This window comes from Methylobacterium sp. WL1 (assembly GCF_008000895.1).
In the GTDB taxonomy this organism is placed as follows: domain Bacteria; phylum Pseudomonadota; class Alphaproteobacteria; order Rhizobiales; family Beijerinckiaceae; genus Methylobacterium.
In genome coordinates, this window is record NZ_CP042823.1 from 2,817,057 (window position 1) to 2,836,661 (window position 19,605).

General features: G+C 67.2%; 18 protein-coding genes and 2 pseudogenes. 11 read left to right on the forward strand and 9 right to left on the reverse strand.

Translation table 11 applies throughout. The annotated features are described in order from the left end of the window. Positions 1–55 precede the first annotated feature (55 nt). The 4 genes from FVA80_RS13755 (at position 56) to FVA80_RS13770 (ending at position 5,650) form a co-directional block, all read left to right on the forward strand. The gene (locus tag FVA80_RS13755) at positions 56–460 is read left to right on the forward strand and encodes a FixH family protein (protein ID WP_147853402.1); all 405 of its coding nucleotides are present in this window, start codon (positions 56–58) and stop codon (positions 458–460) included. Further along, positions 457–1,983, forward strand: coding sequence for an efflux RND transporter periplasmic adaptor subunit (locus FVA80_RS13760; RefSeq protein ID WP_147907689.1), 1,527 nt, complete (start codon positions 457–459; stop codon positions 1,981–1,983). Before FVA80_RS13755 ends, FVA80_RS13760 begins: the two co-directional genes overlap by 4 nt. Further along, positions 1,980–5,156: a CusA/CzcA family heavy metal efflux RND transporter gene (locus FVA80_RS13765; protein WP_147907688.1), complete on the forward strand. Its 3,177-nt coding sequence runs from the start codon at positions 1,980–1,982 to the stop codon at positions 5,154–5,156. Before FVA80_RS13760 ends, FVA80_RS13765 begins: the two co-directional genes overlap by 4 nt. Before the next feature lie 161 nt (positions 5,157–5,317). Continuing rightward, a complete protein-coding gene (locus FVA80_RS13770) occupies positions 5,318–5,650 on the forward strand; it encodes a four-helix bundle copper-binding protein (protein ID WP_147853399.1) in 333 nt (110 codons plus the stop codon). A gap of 28 nt (positions 5,651–5,678) precedes the next feature. Here the strand turns inward: FVA80_RS13770 and cueR are convergent, their stop codons facing one another. Beyond that, a complete protein-coding gene (gene cueR, locus FVA80_RS13775) occupies positions 5,679–6,152 on the reverse strand; it encodes a Cu(I)-responsive transcriptional regulator (protein ID WP_147812918.1) in 474 nt (157 codons plus the stop codon). 137 nt (positions 6,153–6,289) lie between these two features. Here cueR and FVA80_RS13780 point away from each other — a divergent pair, with 137 nt between their 5' ends. The 7 genes and pseudogenes from FVA80_RS13780 to FVA80_RS13805 all read left to right on the forward strand — a co-directional run. After that, a complete protein-coding gene (locus FVA80_RS13780; RefSeq protein ID WP_147907687.1) occupies positions 6,290–7,039 on the forward strand; it encodes a glutaredoxin in 750 nt (249 codons plus the stop codon). Between the two features lie 5 nt (positions 7,040–7,044). Then, the gene (locus FVA80_RS13785; RefSeq protein ID WP_147907686.1) at positions 7,045–7,788 is read left to right on the forward strand and encodes a DUF4396 domain-containing protein; all 744 of its coding nucleotides are present in this window, start codon (positions 7,045–7,047) and stop codon (positions 7,786–7,788) included. A gap of 455 nt (positions 7,789–8,243) precedes the next feature. Then, the gene (locus FVA80_RS30550) at positions 8,244–8,384 is read left to right on the forward strand and encodes a hypothetical protein (protein WP_187193681.1); all 141 of its coding nucleotides are present in this window, start codon (positions 8,244–8,246) and stop codon (positions 8,382–8,384) included. A gap of 516 nt (positions 8,385–8,900) precedes the next feature. Then, positions 8,901–9,714: pseudogene (locus FVA80_RS13790) on the forward strand (IS5 family transposase). 303 nt (positions 9,715–10,017) lie between these two features. Next, entirely contained in the window at positions 10,018–11,130 is a 1,113-nt protein-coding gene (locus FVA80_RS13795; RefSeq protein ID WP_147908787.1) for a glycosyltransferase, read from the forward strand. A 338-nt stretch (positions 11,131–11,468) separates the two neighbouring features. Then, positions 11,469–12,425 (forward strand): alpha/beta hydrolase, encoded by a 957-nt coding sequence (locus FVA80_RS13800; RefSeq protein ID WP_187193682.1) that lies wholly within the window; start codon positions 11,469–11,471, stop codon positions 12,423–12,425. 535 nt (positions 12,426–12,960) lie between these two features. Continuing rightward, a pseudogene (locus FVA80_RS13805) lies at positions 12,961–13,089 on the forward strand (DUF411 domain-containing protein); the annotation flags it as partial. A gap of 203 nt (positions 13,090–13,292) precedes the next feature. On the opposite strand, the gene FVA80_RS13810 reads toward FVA80_RS13805, so the two are convergent. The 8 genes from FVA80_RS13810 to FVA80_RS13845 form a co-directional block, all read right to left on the reverse strand. Then, the gene (locus tag FVA80_RS13810; RefSeq protein ID WP_147908786.1) at positions 13,293–14,027 is read right to left on the reverse strand and encodes a phosphatase PAP2 family protein; all 735 of its coding nucleotides are present in this window, start codon (positions 14,025–14,027) and stop codon (positions 13,293–13,295) included. 43 nt (positions 14,028–14,070) lie between these two features. Then, positions 14,071–14,847 carry a hypothetical protein gene (locus FVA80_RS13815; protein ID WP_147908785.1) on the reverse strand — a complete coding sequence of 259 codons (777 nt, stop codon included), beginning with the start codon at positions 14,845–14,847 and terminating at the stop codon, positions 14,071–14,073. Between the two features lie 29 nt (positions 14,848–14,876). After that, positions 14,877–15,659, reverse strand: coding sequence for a hypothetical protein (locus FVA80_RS13820; protein ID WP_147908784.1), 783 nt, complete (start codon positions 15,657–15,659; stop codon positions 14,877–14,879). A 30-nt stretch (positions 15,660–15,689) separates the two neighbouring features. Beyond that, positions 15,690–16,094: a histidine kinase gene (locus tag FVA80_RS13825; protein WP_147908783.1), complete on the reverse strand. Its 405-nt coding sequence runs from the start codon at positions 16,092–16,094 to the stop codon at positions 15,690–15,692. A gap of 73 nt (positions 16,095–16,167) precedes the next feature. Further along, positions 16,168–16,941 carry a hypothetical protein gene (locus FVA80_RS13830; RefSeq protein WP_147908782.1) on the reverse strand — a complete coding sequence of 258 codons (774 nt, stop codon included), beginning with the start codon at positions 16,939–16,941 and terminating at the stop codon, positions 16,168–16,170. 93 nt (positions 16,942–17,034) lie between these two features. Then, positions 17,035–18,318: an ATP-binding protein gene (locus FVA80_RS13835; protein WP_147908781.1), complete on the reverse strand. Its 1,284-nt coding sequence runs from the start codon at positions 18,316–18,318 to the stop codon at positions 17,035–17,037. Next, positions 18,315–18,974 (reverse strand): response regulator transcription factor, encoded by a 660-nt coding sequence (locus FVA80_RS13840; RefSeq protein ID WP_147908780.1) that lies wholly within the window; start codon positions 18,972–18,974, stop codon positions 18,315–18,317. The genes FVA80_RS13835 and FVA80_RS13840 overlap by 4 nt, the downstream gene beginning before the upstream one ends. Before the next feature lie 70 nt (positions 18,975–19,044). Next, entirely contained in the window at positions 19,045–19,479 is a 435-nt protein-coding gene (locus FVA80_RS13845) for an EamA family transporter (protein ID WP_147908779.1), read from the reverse strand. Positions 19,480–19,605 lie beyond the last annotated feature (126 nt).

Sequence of the window (19,605 nt, forward strand, 5' to 3'; positions counted from 1 at the left end):
CGGCACGGTGACGCATGACCACGCGTCCCTTCCCGTCGTTCAGGAGACATCCCCCGTGACCCAGAAGACTTTTTCGCGCGCCGTCTCGGCGGCGCTGCTCGGTGCCGCCCTGTCGGCGACCGCGTTCCCGGCATTCGCCGACACCAAGGACTACCGCTTCGAGCTCGTGCAGCAGGAGGCCAAGGTCGGCGAGGCTGTCCTGTCGGTGCGCCTTCTCGATAAGCGCAGCGGCAAGCCAGTTCCCGACGCCGTGATCTTCGCCAAGCGCATCGACATGGCGCCCGACAGCATGGACGAGATGACCTCGAAGATCGAGCAACTCCCCACGACCGAACCGGGCGTCTATCGCTTCAAGGCGAAGCTCACGATGGCCGGCGGCTGGCGCCTGTCGCTCGGGGCCAAGGTCCAGGGCGAGACCGGCACGGTCGAGGACAAGCTGGTCTTCAAGGCCGTCAAGTGAGCCGCGCGGCCTGGTTCGCCGGGACCCTCGCCGCACTCGCGGCGGGGGGCGCCGGCTATGTCGCGGGGCATGGGGAGAACCCCGTGCCGGCGCTCGCCGAGCGCGCCCGGACGGAGTTCGCCCGGTGGTCTCCGGGCCCCATGCCGGCCGCGCAGGCTACGGCCTCCGCGAAGGCGACCGGACCGGTGGTCTACTACCAGGACCCGGACGGGAAGCCGGTCTACTCGCTTTCGCCGATGGCGACCGCGGATGGCCGGGAGTTCCGGGCGGTCCACGCCAGCGAGGACGTGCGCTTCGACGCGCCGGATGCGGACGAGGCCATGCTCGCCGACATGGCCGGGAACGGGATGGCTGGGCACGACATGGCCACCCAGGACACGGGGAAGGCTGGGGATGCGAAGGCCGCCGCGGGCGCCCGGCGCATCCAATACTACCGCAACCCGATGGGGCTGCCGGATACCTCGGCGACGCCGAAGAAGGATTCGATGGGGATGGACTACATCCCCGTCTACGAAGGCGAGGACAGCGACGGCAACGTCGTGACCGTCTCGCCCGGCAAGGTCCAGCGCACCGGCGTACGGACCGAGGTGGTCGAGCGCCGGGTGGTCGCCCAGCCCGTGCGCGTCCCCGGTACCGTCGCCCTCGACGAGCGGCGGGTGACGGTCATCGCGACCCGGTCGGACGCCTACGTCGACCATGTCGAGAACGTCACCACCGGCGACCGCGTCCGCAAGGGGCAGGCGCTGGTCCACGTCTACTCGCCCGAGATCAACGCCGCGGCGGCCCAGCTCATCGCCAACCCGGGCTTCGACGGCGCGAGGCGGCGCCTGCGGAACCTGAACGTCTCCGAGGCCGTGATCGACGAGATGGAGCGCACCCGGAACGTGCCGATGGCCATCACATGGTCCTCGGCCCGGGACGGCATCGTCCTGCAGCGGACCGCCATCGAGGGCATGAAGGCCGCGGCCGGGGATACCCTGTTCCGGATCGGCGACATCTCCACCATGTGGGTGCTGGCCGACGTGCCGGAGCGCGACCTTTCCAACGTCCGCGTCGGGCAAACTGCCACGATCCGCCTGCGCTCGGCCCCGGGCCGCACCTTCACCGGCAAGGTCGGGACGATCTACCCGCAGGTGAACCCGGAGACCCGGGCCACGCGGGTGCGCATCGAGCTCCCGAACCCGGACGGCACCTTGCTGCCGGACATGTACGCCGACGTCGAGATCGCGACGGGGGACGCCATGCCGGTCGTGGCCGTGCCCGACGACGCCGTCATCGACACCGGCGAGCGACAGGTCGTGCTGATCGACCGCGGCGAGGGTCGCTTCGAGCCCAAGGCCGTGAAGGTCGGCGTGCATGGCGGCGGCTACACCGAGATCCGCGACGGCGTCTCGACCGGCGACCGGGTGGTGACCTCGGCCAACTTCCTCATCGACGCCGAGAGCAACCTGAAGGCGGCACTGCAAGGCCTGGCGCCCCCCAAGGACGACCGCCAAGCCGCCGACGCGGGAGCGACGCCATGATCGCGCGCCTCATCGGATGGTCGGCCCGCAACCTCGTCCTGGTTCTGGTGGGCACCGTGTTCGCCGTCGCGGCAGGCGTCCTGTCGCTGCGGACCCTGCCGCTCGACGCCATCCCCGACCTCTCGGACGTGCAGGCCATCGTCTACACCGAGTACCCGGGGCAGGCCCCCCAGGTTGTGGAGGATCAGGTCACCTACCCGCTGACCACCGCCATGCTGACGGTGCCGAAGGCGAAGGTGGTGCGCGGCTTCTCGTTCTTCGGTGTGTCGTTCGTCTACGTCATCTTCGAGGACGGCACCGACCCGTACTGGGGCCGCTCGCGGGTGCTGGAGTACCTCAACGCGGCGGCGAGCCGCCTGCCGGCGGGCGTGACCCCGACGCTCGGCCCCGACGCCACAGGCGTGGGCTGGGTCTACCAGTACGTGGTGGTGGCCAAGGAACGGACGCTCGCCGAGCTTCGCTCCCTGCAGGACTGGGTGGTCCGCTTCGGGGCCTCGCGGGCAGAGGGCGTCGCCGAGGTCGCGGGAGTCGGCGGCTTCGTCAAGCAGTACAACGTCGTGGTCGATCCGAACCGGCTGCGCGCCCAGGGCATCTCCCTCAACAAGCTCCGGGAAGCGATCCGGTCGAGCAACGCCGACGTCGGCGGCCGCACGGTCGAGCTCTCCGAGTTCGAGTTCATGGTCCGCGGCCGTGGCTATCTGCGGAGCTTGGCTGACATCGAGAACATCGTCCTGAAGACCTCGGCCGGCACGCCGCTGCGGGTGCGGGACGTCGCCCGGGTCGAGCTCGGACCGGACGAGCGTCGCGGCATCACCGAGATGAACGGCGAGGGCGAGGTCGCCGGCGGCATCGTCCTGCAGCGCTTCGGCGCGAACGCGCTGAACGTCATCGAGGGAGTGAAGGCGAAGCTCGCGGAGGTGGCGAAAAGCCTGCCAGCAGGCACGGAGATCCTGCCGGTCTACGACCGCTCGCAGCTCATCGACGCGGCCATCGAGACCCTCAGACATACGCTTGTCGAGGAGAGCATCGTCGTCTCCATCGTGTGCTTCGTCTTCCTGCTGCACGTGAGGAGCGCGCTGGTCGCCATCCTGATGCTGCCGGTCGGCATCCTGATGGCGTTCGTCGGCATGCGAGCCCTGGGTCTCGGCGCCAACATCATGAGCCTGGGCGGCATTGCCATCGCGGTCGGCGCCATGATCGACGCGGCCATCGTCATGATCGAGAACGCCCACAAGCACATGGAGCGGGCGCCACCGGACAAGCCGCGGACGGAGATCCTGGTCGAGGCGGCGAGCGAGGTCGGCCCGTCCCTGTTCTTCTCGCTCCTCATCATCACGGTCTCGTTCCTGCCGATCTTCACCCTAGAGAGCCAGGAGGGCCGGCTGTTCGGGCCGCTCGCCTTCACCAAGACCTTCGCCATGGCGGCGGCCGCGATCCTGTCGGTGACCCTGGTCCCGGCGCTGATGGTGATGTTCGTGCGCGGCCGGATCATCCCGGAGCACCGGAACCCGCTGAACAGGCTCCTCATCTGGCTCTACCGGCCGCTCATCGCGGGCGTCCTTCGGGCGCGGGTCCTGACCGTCCTGCTCGCCCTCGGGGTGCTGGCGGCGACCGTCTGGCCGGCCCGGCAGCTCGGCTCCGAGTTCATGCCTGACCTCAACGAGGGCACGCTGATGTACATGCCGACGACCCTGCCGGGCCTGTCGGTGACCAAGGCGGGCGAGCTGCTGGCGACCCAGGACCGCATCATAAAATCCTTCCCCGAGGTCGCCTCGGTCTACGGCAAGGCTGGCCGCGCCAATACCGCGACCGACCCGGCGCCGATGGAGATGTTCGAGACGGTCATCGCCCTGAAGCCGCAGGCCGAGTGGCGTCCTGGCGTGACGTTGGCGAGCCTCAAGGCCGAGATGGACAAGGCCCTGCAATTCCCGGGCGTGTCGAATGCCTGGACCCAGCCGATCCGCGCCCGCATCGACATGCTCTCGACCGGCATCCGCACCCCGGTCGGCATCAAGGTGCTAGGAACGGACCTGAAGGAGATGGAAGGGGTCGCCCGCCAAGTGGAGGCGTTGGTGCGCAACGTGCCGGGCACGTCGAGCGCCTATGCCGAGCGGGTCATCGGCGGCTACTTCCTCGACATCACGCCGGACCGGGAGGCGCTCGGACGCTACGGGCTGATGGTCGGCGACGTGCAGGACGTCATCGCCACGGCGCTTGGCGGCCAGAGCGTGACGAACACCGTCGAGGGACGCGAACGCTATACCGTCAACGTCCGCTATCCTCGCGCCTTCCGGTCCGACCCGCGATCCATCGCCGACGAGGTGCAGGTGCCGCTCCCAGCCGGGGGCACGGTGCCGCTGCGCGAGGTCGCCAAGGTCGCGCTGACCCGGGGCCCAACCTCGATCCGCACCGAGAACGGACAACTCGCGGTCTACATCTTCGTCGACATCAATGGGCGCGATCTCGGCGGCTACGTCGCCGACGCGCGGGCTGCGGTCGACAGCGGGGTCAAGCTGCCCCAGGGCACGACCCTGCAGTGGAGCGGGCAGTACGAGTACCTGGAGCGGGCCGAGGCGCGCATGAAGGTGGTTGTGCCGCTGACGTTGCTCGTCGTGTTCCTGTTGCTGTTCATCAACTTCCGACGCCTGACCGAGACGCTCATCGTCATGCTGTCACTGCCGTTCGCCCTGGTCGGCGGCATCTGGCTGATGTGGTGGATGGGCTTCAACATGTCCGTGGCGGTGGCGGTGGGCTTCATCGCGCTCGCCGGCGTCGCGGCCGAGACCGGGGTGATCATGCTGGTCTATCTCGACCATGCCCTCGACGAGGTCCGGGCCGCGTGTGACCGCGAAGGGAGGCCGCTGTCCCGCGAGGACCTGCGGCAGGCCATCATGGTGGGCGCGGTCGAGCGGGTGCGCCCGAAGATGATGACGGTGACCGCCATCATGGCCGGCCTGATCCCGATCCTGTGGAGCACGGGCGCCGGCTCCGAGGTCATGCAGCGCATCGCGGTGCCGATGATCGGCGGGATGGTGTCCTCGACCGTGCTGACGCTCGTGGTTATCCCCGCCGTCTACGGACTCGTGAAGGGATGGGGCCTGTCAACGGCCGCCGAGACGCCGGCAAGCGTCGCCCCGGCCGAACGACCCGCTTACCGCGAGGCGGCGGAGTAGGCGCTTGCGGACGAATTGAAAATCCCGGCCAAGAAGAAAGGGATTTATTAGAACGAACTATACCGGCATGAGTTGACAGAATGAGCAAGGCAATACTGGAGGCATATTGTCACCCAGTGCTGATGCTCGTTCTCTTTTTGTCTAACATAAAGGAGCTTCACATGGGCAATATGTCGAGCGAGATGCAGTCCTGCATCGACGAATGTCTTCGCTGCTATCAGACCTGCCTCGGCATGGCCTCGAACCACTGCCTCCCGGCGGGCGGCAAGCACGTCGAGCCCGAGCACTTCCGCCTGATGCTGGCCTGCGCCGAGATGTGCCGGACGTCGGCGCACTTCATGCTGATCGGGACGAGGCATCACAAGCACACCTGCGCCGAGTGCGCCGACGTCTGCGAGGACTGCGCCCGAAGCTGCGAGCAGGTAGGCGACATGCAGCATTGCGTCGAGCAGTGCCGCCGCTGCGCCGAGAGCTGCCGGAAGATGGCCGCCTGATCGAAGCGCCGCCGGAGCCGGTTCGGGCTCAGTGACCGGCCACGGCCTTCCGACGCGGTGCGGGGGGCGGCATCGCCCCCTGGGAGCCGCCCGGATGGCAGGCCGGGACGTTCGCCCCGGTCTCCAGGCTGGCGATGATCGGGCAGTCCGGCCGGCCGTCGCCGTCGCAGGCGTCGGCCAGGGACCGCAGGGCGTCGGCCATCTCGTTCAGTTGGCGGGCCCGCTGTTCGAGTTCCGTGACATGGGCCCTCGCGATGGCCTTCACGTCGGCGTTGCTGCGGTCGGGGTCGCTCCAGAGCCCGAGCAGCACCCGGATGCGGTCCAGCGAGAAGCCCAGGTCCCGGGCGTGCCGAATGAAGCCGAGCCGGTGCAGGTCGGCGGTCCCGTAATCGCGGTAGCCGCTGTCGCGCCGGTCGGCCGGGGGCACGAGCCCGATGCTCTCGTAGTGCCGGATCATCTTGGCCGAGACCCCCGAGGCCCGGCTCGCCTCGCCGATGTTCATCGTAAGGTTTCCCCCGTTGACCTTCCCATCATGGGAAGGTGCAGGAAGGTACGCAAGCCAAATCGACCGCTGCCCGCACCCTGCTTCCATTTCGAAGCCCGCACGGCATCCCGGCCCGACAACCCACGGAGTTTCCGATGCAAGCCACCGCGTCCCGCAAGGCGGTCCTGTACCGCATGATGATGCCGCAGCACACGTGCCCGTACGGCCTCAAGGCGAAGGACCTCCTCGAACGCCAGGGTTTCGAGGTGGAGGATCATTGGCTGAGCACCCGCGAGGAGACCGACCGCTTCAAGGCCGAGCACGGGGTCAAGTCGACGCCCCAGACCTTCATCAACGGCGAGCGCGTCGGCGGCTTCGACGACCTGCAGCGCCACTTCGGCAAGGCCGCCAACGACCCGAACGCGACGACCTACACGCCGGTCGTGGCGGTGTTCTCGATGACGGCGCTGATGGCGCTCGCGGCGAGCTACGCCGTGTACGGCACGCCGCTGACCGTCCGTGCGGCCGAGTGGTTCATCGCCTTCAGCATGTGCGTGCTGGCCCTGCTCAAGCTGCAGGACGTGGAGACCTTCTCGTCGATGTTCCTCGGCTACGACCTGCTGGCCAAGCGCTGGGTGCGCTACGCCTACGCCTACCCGTTCCTGGAGGGCATCGCCGGCGTCCTGATGGTGGCCGGCGCCCTGAACTGGCTGTCGATCCCGGTGGCCCTGTTCATCGGTACCATCGGCGCGGTCTCGGTGTTCAAGGCGGTCTACGTCGAGAAGCGCGAGATCAAGTGCGCCTGCGTCGGTGGATCGAGCAAGGTGCCGCTCGGCTTCGTCTCGCTGACCGAGAACGTGATGATGGTCGCCATGGCCGTCTGGATGCTGGCGATGGGGCATTGAGCGGCATGGCCACGACGGTCCCCGCCTGGCTCCACGCGCTCTCGATCCTGGCCCTGCTGCTTGGGGCCGCCTCCTCGATCCTACTGTCGGTGCAGGTGATCCGGCATCCGCAGCACATGGCCGTGATGAACGTGGTCTGGCCGGTCAGCGCCCTGTTCGGGACGGTGGTCGTGGTCTGGGCCTACTTTCGCTATGGCCGCCTCGCGACCTTGGAGGCGCATCACCGCGCGATGGAGCGGGACGAGAAGCCTCCGAACATGACGCAAACGCCGTTTCCGGTGATGGTGGGCAAGGGCGCGCTCCACTGCGGAAGCGGCTGCATGCTGGGCGACGTCGCCGCCGAGTGGCTCGCCTTCTTGGTGCCGGCTGTGGCCGTTTGGTTCGGCTGGCAGTCGCTGTTCGAGGAGAAGATGTACGCGGTCTGGGTGCTGGACTTCGTCTTCGCCTTCGGGCTCGGGATCGTGTTCCAGTATTACGCTATCGTGCCGATGCGCGGCCTCTCCCCGGGCCAGGGCATCGTCGCCGCGCTCAAGGCCGACACCCTGTCGCTGATCGCCTGGCAGGTCGGCATGTACGGGTTCATGTCCTTCGCCCAGTTCATTCTGTTCCCGCACCTCACGGGGCAGCGGGCACCGGTCAACTCGGCCGAGTTCTGGTTCGTCATGCAGCTCGCCATGCTGGCGGGGTTCCTGACCAGCTACCCGGTGAACTGGTGGCTTGTCTCCGCGGGGATCAAGGAGCGGATGTAGGACCGTCGGTGCCTTCTAGGTTGCGCGACCGGACGGAAAACAACCCGTTTGATCCGCATCCAGGGCCCGTACGGATCGCGGTCGATCATTATGATCTGAGTGTCGGACGTCCTACCCGCCCGCCGGGGTGGACATCGTCGCCGTCTCCGATGCGGTCGATCTCGACTCCGAGGGAAGCGGAACGGGGGATTTGCTTTCAGTTGCCCACTTCCGGAATCAAGGATTCCTTAACCATGATCGGCCGCACCTCGTTGAGGCCGCCGCGTTCGAGTTGGGTCGCTCCTGCGGCCGACTGCGGAGCGTGCCGCCTTCTCGGAGGGCGAGCCTCCGAGCCGACTAAGATAAACATAGGTGAATACGCGTGGGTGGCACATGCTCGCCGGCCAACAGGGTGCCCCATGCCATTCCACCGACTTCGACCTCTGCCGCGGTCCGTGGCAGTGCAGGCTGCCATCGTGGGTACCACCCGCGCGTTGGAAATCGCGTTCCCGATCAACCTGGATGAAGCGGTGCGCAGCCGTCTCGGCCTGGCCTTGGCAGCCCTTTTCGAGGCCGAGGCCTTGGCAAGGCTGGAAGGTGCGCCCGAAGCGGCCTGAAGCCAAAATCGGGGGTCATGTGGTGAACAGCTGTAATGCGATAAAATCCCTGGCCCTCCAAAACCCGCGCCTTGCCGACATGCTCCGTGGGACAGACGGCGGTCTCTGATGGCCGACCGATGCCGACCGGATCTCCGCCCAGGCCGAGATCATTCGGGTCGCCATCGACGGGACCGAGCGGCTGGTCGTGAGGATCACCGCCTAATCGGTTTTCTCTGCCGGGTTAGCCCTTGGAAGTATCGCCCTACGTCGAGGATCGAAGAGATGGATGTCGTTCTCACGCCCACTGGGTCCAGCGGCAATGCGTGGACCCTGGATGACCGCCTAGCAGGGTGTTGAAAAAGTACGGACGGGCGGCGCTTGCACTCAGATCTGGTACGGCAACAGGCAGGTGGCACCTACCTGCAGTAGGTCACATCGATCTCCTGAGGCGCTTTTCGACTTTTTCAACGGCCTGCTAGGCGGAAGCTAGAGGCTGTTATGGACCCGTGGCTTGGGGATTCCAGATGAGGGGGCATGACCCCTTCGCGCAGATCCTACCCATCCGACGTCTCCGATGATGAGTGGGTGCTGGTCGCCCCTTATCTGACCCTGCTGCGCGAGGATGCGGGGCAGCGCGAGCATAGCTTGCGCGAGGTGTTCAATGGCCTGCGCTACGTCGTGAAGACAGGGGCACCCTGGCGGTGGATGCCCAACGATCTGCCACCCTGGGAAGCCGTCTACCAGCAGTCCCAACGCTGGCTGGCGGCCGGCTGCTTCGAGCAACTGGCCGACGACCTCCGCGCCCTGCTGCGCCTAGCCTCCGGGCGTCGTTCAGAGCCCAGCGCAGCGATCCTCGACAGTCGGACCCTGCGCTCGACGCCCGAGAGCGGCGAGCGGGCCGGATACGATGGAGCCAAGCGCAAACGGGGCTCGAAGGTCCACTTGGCCGTCGACACCCTGGGTCACCTCCTGGCGCTGCACGTCACGTCCGCCGACGCCGACGACCGCGCCCAGGTCGGGCAGCTCGCCAAGGCGATCCAGGCCGCCACCGGCGACACCGTCGATCTCGCCTATGTCGATCAGGGCTACACCGGGGAGAGGCCGGCTAAGGCCGCACGCACGCACGCACGGTATCGAGCTGGAGGTCGTCAGACTGCCCGAGGCCAAGCGCGGCTTCGTCCTGCTGCCGCGGCGCTGGGTGGTGGAGCGCTCCTTCGCCTGGGCGACCCGCTTCCGACGCCTCGTCAAGGACTACGAGCGCTATCCCAGCACGCTCGCGGATCTCCACATCGTCGCCTTCGTCTGCCTCATGCTCAAACAAGCCGCTCGACTGGCAGCCAGTTCATAACAGCCTCTAGGGGCCGTCACGAAGGCCGCCGACACAGACGACGTCTTGGTCCAGCCTGAACCTGCCGGGCTCCTCAAATCGGTCAAGCGGGAACATGCCTCGCTCGACGCGGCCATGTCGGCCATCTCGGCCGCAGCGAATGGTGCGTGCACGCTTGACAGTCGGGACTGGGAATAGGGATCCGTCCCGGCGCGACGGATCAGGCTACCTCGCTACCGAAGGCCTTCGAAGACTGCGATCCAAGCCCGAGGCATGATACGTCGTGGCCAGTTTTTCTACGGAAAACACAGGGGTGAGCATTTCGTGAGGATCGCCGTCGTCGCGCATCTGAAATACCCCATCGCCGAGCCCTACGCAGGAGGCTTGGAGATGCACACCCACCTCCTCGTCCGGACGCTGCAGCGTCGCGGACACGTGGTCACCCTTTTCGCCAGCACCGGTTCCGACCCCGAGCTTGCTCCCACGATGATGTGCGACCCGACCGGCATTGCGGCGGAAGGCGATGCCCGGCACGAGGCCGCCATTTACGATGCGGAAGTCGTCGCCTATCGGGCGATGATGGATATGGTCCGTGCCGGGAATTTTGATCTCGTGCACAACAACGCGTTGGATGACCTGCCACTGCGGGCAAGCGGTGGGATGAGCCTGCCATGGGTGACCGTGTTACACGTCCCGCCGTTCGACTCCCTCGTCGGCGGGATCGTGGCTGCGGCGCCCGGAATGACGTTCCTGGCGGTGTCGTCGTCGCTGGCACGGCAATGGTCCGAGACCGTGCCTCACGCGCAGGTGGTGGGCAACGGCGTCGATCTCACGACGTTCACCTACAACGCCACTCCGGATGTGCCCCCCCATGCGATCTGGTCCGGCCGCATCGTTCCGGAGAAAGGCCTACACCTCGCCATTGACGCTGCCCGGGCAGCGGGCCTGTCGCTGCACTTCGCCGGACCTAGGCTCGACCCGGCCTACTGGGCGGCCGAGATCGCGCCACGCCTGGGGTGGGACTTGGTAGACCTGGGACACCTCCCGCATCGTGAGCTTGCCCAACGGATCGGCTTGGCGAGCGTGGCCATCGTCACGCCCCGATGGGAGGAGCCGTTCGGCCTCGTGGTCGCCGAGGCGCTCGCCTGCGGCACACCGGTCGCGGCCTTCCGCCGTGGCGCGATGCCTGCCATCCTCGACGTAAGCTGCGGACGGTTAGGCAAGCCGGATGACGCGGACGACCTGGGTGCCGCGATGCGCGAGGCCATGGGCCTGTCACGCCGTGACTGCCGAAACCGAGCAGAAGCGCTTTTCGACGCCGAGGCCATGGCCGACCGCTATCTGGAAGTCTATCGACAGATCGTCGACGATCACACACCACGTCGAACTGACGATGACTTGCCATTAGACCATATGAAGGGGAACCGTGCGGCTTAGCAGGAATGCAAATGCGCGGATGGTAACATTTCCACCATCAAGGCAGCCGCCGATCGATCAGATGTATCGCTGCGAAATCTATCTTCGGCTTACAACCTAAAAGCCGCTTTCGCTATGACTTCGGGTATGAGCCTATGGTCCAGGCGCTCCCTGCGAAACCAGTTGGAAAGCAGCAAAAACCTGACGCTTATTTCGTCAGCCTCCTTTGAAATCTAGGGCTGACGTCACAAGGCCACGTCGTCCGGAACGATGGTGGGCCGGGACCGTTGGCCCTGTTGCAGTGCAACGCGGACGGCCTGTCCCACCGCGCTTCCAACCCCGGGATCGGATACCTCCCCATGGCCCAAAGCCGCGATTTCGTGCGTCCCGCTGCCATCCTAGGGCTGGGAGCCTTGGCCCTGGGCCTGACGGCCACCTTGGTTAGCGCCAGGGCACGGCAAGCCGAGCGCGACAACCCGCCGACCGGCCGCCTCATCGACGTTGATGGCGTACAGGTCCACTATGCAGAAGTTGGTGAGGGGGAGCCCCTGGTGCTCCTGCACGGCAACGGCAGCATGCTCCAAGACTTCATGGCGAGCGGCTTCGTCGAAGCGGCGGCCAAGCGCTACCGCGTCATCGCTTTTGACTGCCCAGGCTACGGCTATACCGAGCGGCCCCGCAGCACGATCTGGACGCCCGCCGCGCAGGCGGAGCTCCTTCGCGAGGCACTGCATCGGATCGGCGTGGCACGCACCCTGGTGCTTGGGCACTCATGGGGCGCCTCAGTCGCCCTCGCGCTCGCACTCGACCACCCGGAGATGGTTCGGGGACTGATCCTGGAAAGCGGCTACTACTACGGGTCGGTTCGTGCCGACGTCCTCATGATGTCAGGACCGGCCGTGCCAATCGTCGGCGACATCCTGCGCTATACCGTCTCGCCGCCGGTCGCGCGTCTCCTGTGGCCGACGATGATCCGCAAGTTGTTCAGTCCCGCGCCGGTGGCAGCCACGTTCATGGGCGTGCCCTCCGAGATGGCGATCCGTCCCTCGCAACTGAGGGCCAGTGCGGCTGAGTCTGCCTTGATGATCCCGGACGCCCTGGCGATGCAAAGCCGCTACGGCGAGCTCTCCATGCCGGTCGCCATCGTTGCAGGAAGCGGTGACAAGATGGTGGATCTCGACGCTCAGGCCAAACGCCTCCATCGGGCGCTCCCGGCCAGCAGCCTCCACGTCGTCGAGGGATGCGGTCACATGATGCATCACACCGCACCGCATGAGGTCATGGCAGCCGTGGACATCATTGCCCGAGCCGCATGAGCAGGTCCGCGCGGCGGGAAACCTGAGCGGACTTGACCCCGTGACCCGAAATCGGTCTTTTCCAAGCGACTGTTCTCGAATTGCGCGAACGTGAAACGGACAGCGCATGCAGTTTAGAAGCCGCAGGTGCTGCCTCACTCTAAGTTGATTTAGTGCCGAACTTTGAGGCCCAAAAGCAAAACATTGGGTCGGCTATTACGAGGAGATCCCGCACTCGCCTATCAGGGGCAGAGCGACGAAGTTGGTGATTTTGATTGCCGGGTTCGCTGCTAAGTCGATGAGGTAGCTGGAGCGAGTATCTCTAAGTTGTCTGAGGAGCGGTTGAGTTTGAGTCGGTATTAATCGGGAAAACGAGTCAGCAAATCGGGAAACCAGTCTGTTTCACTCGGGAACGATAGGAGCGCCGGTTTGCGGCGGGCGCTGAATGCGGCGGACGTGCCGTGGATGTTCTGGGTGGACACCGAACACAGCCGGGAGTTCATGGTCGTCCGCGGCCGGAACCTGTCCGGCCCCGGGCTGCGCCATGGCGTCATCGCCCGGTATGCCCGTAGGTTCCCCCGGCATGGAAGTCGAGGGCATGGAGCCCGATACCTATGAAGCCGACCTGTTCGGGTCGGAAGCCAGAAGCGTCTTCACCCGTTACCGCGGCGGAACGCCGGCCTGAGGCTGGAAGCGGCCATTGGCGCCCGAACCCGTCTTCCAGGTTGACCGTCTCGGTTCGTCGATGCGGTCGATAGGCTGAGCGCCGCCTTCGGTTCTCGGAAACCTCCGTCCAATAAGCACGGAACCCGGCGCTTCATTCCGGCTATCCCGGTCCCCCGCCCTCGACCGCGATTGCGACCGCAAGGATGCATCCGGCTGGACTGCCTATCGCGCGCCTTCCGTACCGCCGGGCCTCTCGACCTGCCCACGACGCTGGAGCCGAAGGGCCACGATCCAGCACAGGGCGGCCCAAGCCGATCCCACGCACCAACCCGCGAGCACGTCCGTCGCGTAATGCACCCCAAGGTAGACCCGGCTCAGTCCGACCACGATGGAGAGGAAGACCGCGCATCCCGTGAAGTATGCCTTCAGACGAGCGTCCGCGGCGACGCGCGTCATGAGCGCTCCAAGCGTCAGGAAGGTCACCGCGGAGAGCATGGCATGGCTGCTGGGGAAGCTGGAGGTAAAGACCTGGATGCCGTCGGGGATGTCGGGACGGGGCCGGCTGAAGAGCAGCTTCAGTCCGAAACTGACGACCGTTCCCCCGAGGATCGAGCCCACCAGCAGGACGGCGGCCCCGCGCTTCCGGATCAGGAGCAGGTAGCCGACCACGCCCGCCAGTAGGAAGCAGAGCACGACCATGCTGCCCAACGCGGTCACGTCGCGGGCCATCTCGTGGAGCCAGGCTGGGCCTATGGCGTCGGTGGCGCCGACCGGGCGGAAGAAGTGGGCGATGCGGGTGTCGAAGGCCGTCGTGTCACCCTCCACGACCTCCTCGGCGAGGAGGCCGAAGCCGAGGATGAGGGCGGCTACGCAGAACAGCGACGCGATCAGGCCTATCTCCCTCCGGCCGAGACGCGCGACGATGGCCGCCGGGGCGGGCGGGGTTACTTGGTTCATCGATCCTGGTTCCTGGTCGGATGTAGGGGCCCGGCGGCGGGCATCAGGACGCGGTCGCGTCCGCCCCCGGATGCCGTCCGGCCCTCTGTGGCAGCAGGACGATCAGCGCGACGATGAAGGCCGCGATGACAGCGGAGGCGAATGGCCGGCTGAGGTCCAGCCCCCCATCGATGGCCGGCTTGTCGAGGAAGTCACCCACCATGGCACCGAGCGGCCGCGTCAAGATGAAGGCCGCCCAGAAGAGCGCGACACGCGACATTGAGGTCCGGTAGTATAAGACGATGACCACCGCGAGGGCCGCCCCGAACACGAGGGCGCCGCCCTGGTAGCCGAGCCCGCCCGTGTCGGCGAGCCAATCGCCCAGCGCCGTGCCGAGCGTCTGGGAGAAGGTGATGGCGCCCCAGTAAAACGCCTCGATCCGCGGCGTCGAGACCGTTTCGACCGACACGGTGCCCTCGGACGCGTACCAAAGCCAGAGCACCGCTGCGAGGCAGGCGAGGAGCAGGGCCGACCCGCCGGTGTATCCGATGCCGAGCGAGCGGTCGGCGAAGTCCGCCATGGTGGTGCCGAAGGTGGTCGAGGCGACGATGGTGGACCAGTAGAGGACGGGGTTGAACCGTTTCGCCATGACCTGGGCGACCACGAGGCCGAGCAGCACCACGCCGAACAGGGCGGTGCCGGCGAGGTAACCCCAGTTCAGTGTCATGGTGACGGTGTCGCCGCCGGTCTCGCCGAGCGTGGTGGCCAGGATCTTGATGATCCAGAAGCCGAGCGTGACCTCAGGGACCTTGCTCAAGGTGCGTTCGAGGGTGTCGTTCATTTGATGGATCCTTCGGCTGGAGGTGAACCTCAGGCGGCATCGACGCCGACCGCGTGACGACCGGCACGCTGCGGGATGAGGAGCACGAGCAGCACCATGAGGAGCGCCAGCACCGCGGAGATCGTGATGTCGTCGATGCCCAGGCCGCCCGACGCCGCGGGCTTGTCGAGCGAGTTGGCGAGGGTGGCGCCGAGCGGCCGCGTCAGGATGAAGGCGGTCCAGAAAAGCAGCGGCCGGGATACGCGCGTCCGGAGATGCAGGGCCGTTACGACGGCGAGCGCGAGGACGATGAGGAGCGCGCTGCCGTTGTACCCAAGGCCGGTGCTGTCTGCCATCCAGTCACCCAGCGCGGTGCCGAGCGTCTGCGAGAACATGATCGTGGCCCAGTAGAACCCTTCGGCCTGCGGGGTCCGCACCGATTCCACGGCGACGGTGCCCAGGGTGTGCTTCCAGAGGAGGAGGGTCGCGACGACCGAGGCGAGGAGGATCAGCGATCCGCCGAGGTAGCCGATGCCGAGGGATCGGTCGCAGAAGTCCGCCAGCGTCGTACCGGCGAGCGTCGTCGCGGTGATCACGGCCCAGTACAGGATGGGATGGAAGCGGGTTGCCCGGATCTGTGCCGCGAGCAGCACGGCCAATACGGTCCCGAAGATCGCCGTACCCGTGAGATAGCCCAGGCCGAGCGTCAGGGCGACGGCGTTGCCGCCGACCTCGCCCAGCGTGGTGGCCACGATCTTGATCGCCCAGAACCCGGCGGTGGCTTCCGGCACCTTGCCGGGTTCCGTGGGAATGGTTCGCTCGGGTCGTTGCATGAGGATGCCTTATGTGAGGCCGGGGTCGGTTCAGGCGGCCTGCATCCGGTCGATGACCGCGAGCAGATCGTCGATGGCGCGACGGCAGGCGGCCGGGTCGGGGGGCGAAGCCCGCAGCGCGTCGAGTGCGCCATCGATGGCCTTGTCCACGATGTGCCAGTCGGCGGCCGCACGCGGCTTGAGACCCGCCTCGGCTCCGTCCCACGAGAGTTCGAGGTCCTTGATGCGCCCCTTCGCGGCCGGAAGGTCGCCCCGGTCGGTGAGAGCCTTCACCTCGACGACGATGGCCCGGAATTTCGAGAGGTCGCCGAGCTTCGACGTGGCAGCCTCCGGAGCTGTCGCGCCGGAGGCGTCCTGCATCGCCAGCAGGACGAGAGGTGCGGCGGTGCCCCCGACGATCACGGCGACAACCGTGGCAAGGATGATGGTTCTCATGGTCTTCCCTCCGGCTCATGCGGCGTTGGGCAGTGGGAAAATGGAGGGCGTTCGGACATCTTCCGGGCAAAGCTCAGCCCCCACGCAGTCCCCCGGGCTCTCCCGATGGCGGGACCAGGCTCAAAGCCCCCACCAAGGCGACGATGACCGCGAGGAAGACGAGGCTGGTTTGGGCCGTGCCGAACCCGAGACCGCCGTACTCCCGCGCCTGCGAGAGGAGATCGCCGAGGGACGCGCCGAGGGGCCGCGTGACGATGTAGGCGAACCAGAAGGTCAGCACCGGGTTCGCGCCGAGGCCCCGGGCGAGCGCAAGGGCGGCCAGGCCCGTGCCGAAGATGACGACGCCAAGATTGAAGCCGAGCCCGAGCGCCTCCGTGGCGAGGTCGCCCGCCGCCGTGCCGAGCGCGAAGGTCAGGAGGATGGCGAGCCAGTAGAACGCCTCGCGCCTGCGGGTCACGATGGCATGGATCGAGAGGGTCCCCTCGGTCGCGAACCAGACGGCGAACACCGCGGCCAGGGCGCACGCGAACACGCCCGTGCTCACGAAAAGGCTGACGCCGAGCTTGTCGGTCAGGATGTCGGTGACCTGCGTGCCGACCACGCTGACGAGCGCGACGGTCGACCAATAGATCCACGGCACGTAGCGTCGCTGACGCAATTGCAGGGCGAGGGCTCCGGCCAGGAGGGCGGCCGTGATCGTGGTCGTGGTCGCCGCGCCGAGGCTTACGTTGACGGCGAGATAGTCCGCTCCGGTCTCGCCGACCGTCGTCGAGAGGATCTTGATGACCCAGAAGGCCGCGGTGACCTCCGGGACCTTGTTCAGGACCCGGACCTGTTTCCCGCTCATTCCCGTCTCCCGTCCGTCATCGTCCGCGGTGGGTGATAGCCGGCCAGAATGAGGACGGAATGAGCGCAGGCCCGGGGAAGCGCAGGGACGTTCTCAGGACTGAGGACGGACCTCCGCTATCGCCCCTTGCCCGTCGCGGCGGTTCTCGACCGTGAGGCTCAAGCCGTGTCGCTCCGCGGCGCGGCGGGCGATGGCCAAGCCGAGGCCGGTTCCCTCGATCCCCGGCGGGGCGGCCCGGAAGAAGCGGTCGAAGAGACGCGATGCGCTGCCCGGCGGCAGGCCGCAGCCGGTATCGCGCACCGTCACGACGGCCTTCCCGTCCCGAAGCCGGAGCGTGACGTCGACCTGCCCGCCTGCCGGGGTGTAGCGCAGGGCGTTGTCGATCAGGCTGGAAAAAAGGGTCGTGAGCTCGTCGCGAACGGCGGGAATCCGCACAGGCGTCTCGATGTCCACGCCGAGGTCGATATCCTTGCCTTGCGCGAGCACGACATGGTCGGCGACGCAGTCGAGCAGAACCTGTCCGAGGTCGACGGTCTCGCGACTTCCCGCGATGTCGTCGTCGAGGCGGGCGAGGCGGAGCAGCTGATCCACCAATCGGCTCGCCCGAGCGATGCCCCTCGCAAGCGCCATGCGTCGGTCGTCCTGCCCCCCGTCGAGGGCGCCGACCTGGATCTGCATCGCGGCCAGCGGCGTCCGGAGTTCATGCGCCGCGTCGGCGACGAACCGTTTCTGGGCGTCGAGCGCGGCCTGCAGGCGCAGGATCAGGCCGTTCATGGCCTCGACCAGCGGCGCGACCTCCGCCGGCACGCCGCGCGGGGAAAGCGGGCCGTTCGCCGTCGCGCCCCGCCCCGCGAGGTCTCGCACCAGGTCGTCCAGCCGCCGAAGGACCCGGTCCATCGCCCACCCGACCACGATCCACGATAGCGGGATCAGGAGCAGCAAGGGGGCCAAGGCCCCCAGCGCCGCGTTCCGCGCGAACTCGGTCCTCACCACCTCGCGTTGCGCGACCCGGACCATCGTGGTGCCGTTGGCCGTCGCGTAGGTGCGCCAGGCTTCCCCGCCCATGACGACGTCCGCGTAACCGGTGCGCTCGGGCCGCCGTTCGTCGACGCCGCGGTCGCTGCGCAGGAGCCGTCCGTCCTTCCAGATCGACACGGCGAGCTGGTCCTCCGGATCCTGGTCGGCGGCCGGCGGGGCATCCGCGTCCGGGAGACCGGGGCCGGCGTTGAGGGCGACCTGCCGCAGCTGACCGTCGAGGAAGTCGGACGCTTCCCCGCGCGCCAGGACGTAGGCCGCGAGCATCGCGGCAAGGCCGATGCCGGCGAGGAGGGCGGTCATCCACCCCAGCGCGGTCCGGCGCAGGGAAACGACCCTCATGGCTTCGGCACCATCCAGCCGGCGCCCCGGACATTGAGGATCGAACCCTTGCCGACCTTGCGGCGGATCGTGAGGATGATGGCGTCTACGGCGTTGCTCTCGACTTCATCGCCCCATCCGTAGATGCGTTCCTCGATCTGGGCCCGCGACAGGATGCGGCCCGGTCGCTCCATAAGGGCATGCATGAGGGCGTACTCACGGGCGGACAGTACGGCGACGGTTCCGGCGTGGAAGAGGGCGTGGGTCTCGGTATCGAGCTCGGTGTCGGCGGCCACCAGCCGGGCGCTCGCCCGTCCCGCCCGGCGCCGGAGGATGGCACGCATCCGCGCCAGCAACTCGCGCATCTCAAACGGCTTCACCAGGTAGTCGTCCGCCCCGAGGTCGAGGCCGGCGATGCGGCTGTCGAGGCCGTCCCGGGCCGTGACGATGAGCACCGACGTGTCGATGCCCGCCGCCCGGGCGGATCGGAGGACGTGGAGGCCGTCACCGCCCGGCAGGCCGAGGTCGAGCAGGACGAGCGCATGGCCGCCGTTGCGCAGCGCGGTCTCGGCTTCGACGCCGTCGCGGACCCAATCGACGGAATAGCCCTCGGCCGAAAGGCCGTGCGAAAGCCCTTCGCCGATCATCCGGTCATCTTCGATCAACAGCACGCGCATCGGTCGCCCCGTCCGGCTTCGCGCCTTCGTCGTGAACGGCACGACGATGCGTCTTCTCCACCGGACTTCATCAACGATAGGCCACGAGCACCGCCCCGGCGGCGATGAGCGCGACGCCGACCCAGTTCGGCGCGGATAGCCGTTCGCCTAGGAAGGTCACGCCGAAGATGGCCACCAGTACGACGCTGAGCTTGTCGATGGGGGCCACGCGGCTGGCCTCGCCGAGCTTGAGGGCGCGGAAGTAGCAGATCCACGAGCCTCCGGTGGCGAGGCCCGACAGGACGAGGAACACGTAGGTCCTTGCCGACACCGATCCGACCGGTTGCCACTGGCCGGTACCCACCAGGATGGCGCCGAGCGCGCAGAGTATGACGACCGTGCGAACGAAGGTGGCGAAATCGGAATTGACGTTCTCGATGCCGACCTTGGCGAAGATCGCGGTCAGCGCAGCGAAGGCGGCCGAAAGCAGTGCCCACAGTTGCCAGTATCCGAGTAGTGATCTCATGGCGGGTTATCCGGTTGGATGGTTCATATCGCGACATCGATGGAATAACGGTCCTCGAACTGGGAGACGCCTCGACGGCGGAGCCCACGTCCGACATGGTATTCGTCTGGTGCCCTTCCGATGGGG

Excerpts from the sequence above, each read along its gene's own strand:
- FVA80_RS13765 (WP_147907688.1), top strand. The coding sequence starts at position 1,980 with ATGATCGCGCGCCTCATCGGATGGTCGGCCCGCAACCTCGTCCTGGTT.
- FVA80_RS13770 (WP_147853399.1), top strand. The coding sequence starts at position 5,318 with ATGGGCAATATGTCGAGCGAGATGCAGTCCTGCATCGACGAATGTCTT.
- cueR (WP_147812918.1), bottom strand. The coding sequence starts at position 6,152 with ATGAACATCGGCGAGGCGAGCCGGGCCTCGGGGGTCTCGGCCAAGATG.
- FVA80_RS13780 (WP_147907687.1), top strand. The coding sequence starts at position 6,290 with ATGCAAGCCACCGCGTCCCGCAAGGCGGTCCTGTACCGCATGATGATG.
- FVA80_RS13785 (WP_147907686.1), top strand. The coding sequence starts at position 7,045 with ATGGCCACGACGGTCCCCGCCTGGCTCCACGCGCTCTCGATCCTGGCC.
- FVA80_RS13800 (WP_187193682.1), top strand. The coding sequence starts at position 11,469 with ATGGCCCAAAGCCGCGATTTCGTGCGTCCCGCTGCCATCCTAGGGCTG.
- FVA80_RS13810 (WP_147908786.1), bottom strand. The coding sequence starts at position 14,027 with ATGAACCAAGTAACCCCGCCCGCCCCGGCGGCCATCGTCGCGCGTCTC.
- FVA80_RS13815 (WP_147908785.1), bottom strand. The coding sequence starts at position 14,847 with ATGAACGACACCCTCGAACGCACCTTGAGCAAGGTCCCTGAGGTCACG.
- FVA80_RS13820 (WP_147908784.1), bottom strand. The coding sequence starts at position 15,659 with ATGCAACGACCCGAGCGAACCATTCCCACGGAACCCGGCAAGGTGCCG.
- FVA80_RS13825 (WP_147908783.1), bottom strand. The coding sequence starts at position 16,094 with ATGAGAACCATCATCCTTGCCACGGTTGTCGCCGTGATCGTCGGGGGC.
- FVA80_RS13830 (WP_147908782.1), bottom strand. The coding sequence starts at position 16,941 with ATGAGCGGGAAACAGGTCCGGGTCCTGAACAAGGTCCCGGAGGTCACC.
- FVA80_RS13835 (WP_147908781.1), bottom strand. The coding sequence starts at position 18,318 with ATGAGGGTCGTTTCCCTGCGCCGGACCGCGCTGGGGTGGATGACCGCC.
- FVA80_RS13840 (WP_147908780.1), bottom strand. The coding sequence starts at position 18,974 with ATGCGCGTGCTGTTGATCGAAGATGACCGGATGATCGGCGAAGGGCTT.
- FVA80_RS13845 (WP_147908779.1), bottom strand. The coding sequence starts at position 19,479 with ATGAGATCACTACTCGGATACTGGCAACTGTGGGCACTGCTTTCGGCC.